Annotated in this window: 1 rRNA gene; it reads right to left on the bottom strand. The window is 56.9% G+C overall.

The window, feature by feature from the left end:
• Positions 1-22: 22 nt before the first annotated feature.
• Positions 23-3,146: ribosomal RNA gene (locus ACSLTV_RS35945) — 23S ribosomal RNA — on the bottom strand.
• Positions 3,147-3,189: the final 43 nt, after the last annotated feature.

Genomic DNA, 3,189 nt, shown 5'->3' with positions numbered 1-3,189 from the left:
AACACAGTGGACGCGAGCAACTGAGGACAAGCCCTCGGCCTATTAGTACCGGTCAACTCCACACGTTACCGTGCTTCCATATCCGGCCTATCAACCCAGTCGTCTACTGGGAGCCTTACCCCATCAAGTGGGTGGGAGTCCTCATCTCGAAGCAGGCTTCCCGCTTAGATGCTTTCAGCGGTTATCCCTCCCGAACGTAGCCAACCAGCCATGCCCTTGGCAGAACAACTGGCACACCAGAGGTTCGTCCGTCCCGGTCCTCTCGTACTAGGGACAGCCCTTCTCAAGACTCCTACGCGCACAGCGGATAGGGACCGAACTGTCTCACGACGTTCTAAACCCAGCTCGCGTACCGCTTTAATGGGCGAACAGCCCAACCCTTGGGACCGACTCCAGCCCCAGGATGCGACGAGCCGACATCGAGGTGCCAAACCATCCCGTCGATATGGACTCTTGGGGAAGATCAGCCTGTTATCCCCGGGGTACCTTTTATCCGTTGAGCGACGGCGCTTCCACAAGCCACCGCCGGATCACTAGTCCCGACTTTCGTCCCTGCTCGACCCGTCGGTCTCACAGTCAAGCTCCCTTGTGCACTTACACTCAACACCTGATTGCCAACCAGGCTGAGGGAACCTTTGGGCGCCTCCGTTACCCTTTAGGAGGCAACCGCCCCAGTTAAACTACCCATCAGACACTGTCCCTGATCCGGATCACGGACCCAGGTTAGACATCCAGCACGACCAGACTGGTATTTCAACGACGACTCCACCTGAACTGGCGTCCAAGCTTCAAAGTCTCCCAGCTATCCTACACAAGCCGAACCGAACACCAATATCAAACTGTAGTAAAGGTCCCGGGGTCTTTCCGTCCTGCTGCGCGAAACGAGCATCTTTACTCGTAGTGCAATTTCACCGGGCCTATGGTTGAGACAGTCGAGAAGTCGTTACGCCATTCGTGCAGGTCGGAACTTACCCGACAAGGAATTTCGCTACCTTAGGATGGTTATAGTTACCACCGCCGTTTACTGGCGCTTAAGTTCTCAGCTTCGCAACCCCGAAAGATCACTAACCGGTCCCCTTAACGTTCCAGCACCGGGCAGGCGTCAGTCCGTATACATCGCCTTACGGCTTCGCACGGACCTGTGTTTTTAGTAAACAGTCGCTTCTCGCTGGTCTCTGCGGCCACCCCCAGCTCAGAGCGCAAAGCTCATCACCAGGCGTGGCCCCCCTTCTCCCGAAGTTACGGGGGCATTTTGCCGAGTTCCTTAACCATAGTTCACCCGAACGCCTCGGTATTCTCTACCTGACCACCTGAGTCGGTTTAGGGTACGGGCCGCCATGAAACTCGCTAGAGGCTTTTCTCGACAGCATAGGATCATCCACTTCACCACAATCGGCTCGGCATCAGGTCTCAGCCGGATGCAAGGCGGATTTACCTACCTTGCGGCCTACACCCTTACCCCGGGACAACCACCGCCCGGGATGGACTACCTTCCTGCGTCACCCCATCACTCACCTACTACCAGCTCGGGTCACCGGCTCCACCACTCCGACCTCGTCCGAAGACTCAGCCGACGGCTTCACGGGCTTAGCATCACTGGATTCGATGTTTGACGCTTCACAGCGGGTACCGGAATATCAACCGGTTATCCATCGACTACGCCTGTCGGCCTCGCCTTAGGTCCCGACTTACCCTGGGCAGATCAGCTTGACCCAGGAACCCTTAGTCAATCGGCGCACACGTTTCTCACGTGTGAATCGCTACTCATGCCTGCATTCTCACTCGTCAACCGTCCACAACTACCTTCCGGTGCTGCTTCACCCGGCAGACGACGCTCCCCTACCCATCACAGCCGCCGTTGGGCGTACATGCTGCAATGACACGACTTCGGCGGTACGCTTGAGCCCCGCTACATTGTCGGCGCGGAATCACTAGACCAGTGAGCTATTACGCACTCTTTCAAGGGTGGCTGCTTCTAAGCCAACCTCCTGGTTGTCTCTGCGACTCCACATCCTTTCCCACTTAGCGTACGCTTAGGGGCCTTAGTCGATGCTCTGGGCTGTTTCCCTCTCGACCATGGAGCTTATCCCCCACAGTCTCACTGCCGCGCTCTCACTTACCGGCATTCGGAGTTTGGCTAAGGTCAGTAACCCGGTAGGGCCCATCGCCTATCCAGTGCTCTACCTCCGGCAAGAAACACACGACGCTGCACCTAAATGCATTTCGGGGAGAACCAGCTATCACGGAGTTTGATTGGCCTTTCACCCCTAACCACAGGTCATCCCCCAGGTTTTCAACCCTGGTGGGTTCGGTCCTCCACGAAGTCTTACCTCCGCTTCAACCTGCCCATGGCTAGATCACTCCGCTTCGGGTCTTGAGCGTGCTACTCAAATCGCCCTGTTCGGACTCGCTTTCGCTACGGCTACCCCACCCGGGTTAACCTCGCAACACACCGCAAACTCGCAGGCTCATTCTTCAAAAGGCACGCAGTCACGAGACACCAGCAAGCTGATGTCCGACGCTCCCACGGCTTGTAGGCACACGGTTTCAGGTACTATTTCACTCCCCTCCCGGGGTACTTTTCACCATTCCCTCACGGTACTATCCGCTATCGGTCACCAGGGAATATTTAGGCTTAGCGGGTGGTCCCGCCAGATTCACACGGGATTTCTCGGGCCCCGTGCTACTTGGGTGTCTCTCAAACGAGCCGCTGACGTTTCGACTACGGGGGTCTTACCCTCTACGCCGGACCTTTCGCATGTCCTTCGCCTACATCAACGGTTTCTGACTCGTCCTGTCGCCGGCAGACAACAGAAGAGAGATCCCACAACCCCGAATGCGCAACCCCTGCCGGGTCTCACACGCATACGGTTTGGCCTCATCCAGTTTCGCTCGCCACTACTCCCGGAATCACGGTTGTTTTCTCTTCCTGCGGGTACTGAGATGTTTCACTTCCCCGCGTTCCCTCCACATACCCTATGTGTTCAGGTATGGGTGACAGCCCATGACGACTGCCGGGTTTCCCCATTCGGAAACCCCCGGATCAAAGCCTGGTTGACGACTCCCCGGGGACTATCGTGGCCTCCCACGTCCTTCATCGGTTCCTGGTGCCAAGGCATCCACCGTGCGCCCTTAAAAACTTGGCCACAGATGCTCGCGTCCACTGTGCAGTTCTCAAACAACGACCAG

This window comes from Streptomyces sp. bgisy159, assembly GCF_965341775.1.
GTDB lineage: Bacteria > Actinomycetota > Actinomycetes > Streptomycetales > Streptomycetaceae > Streptomyces.
This window is presented reverse-complemented; position numbering and strand designations above follow the sequence as displayed.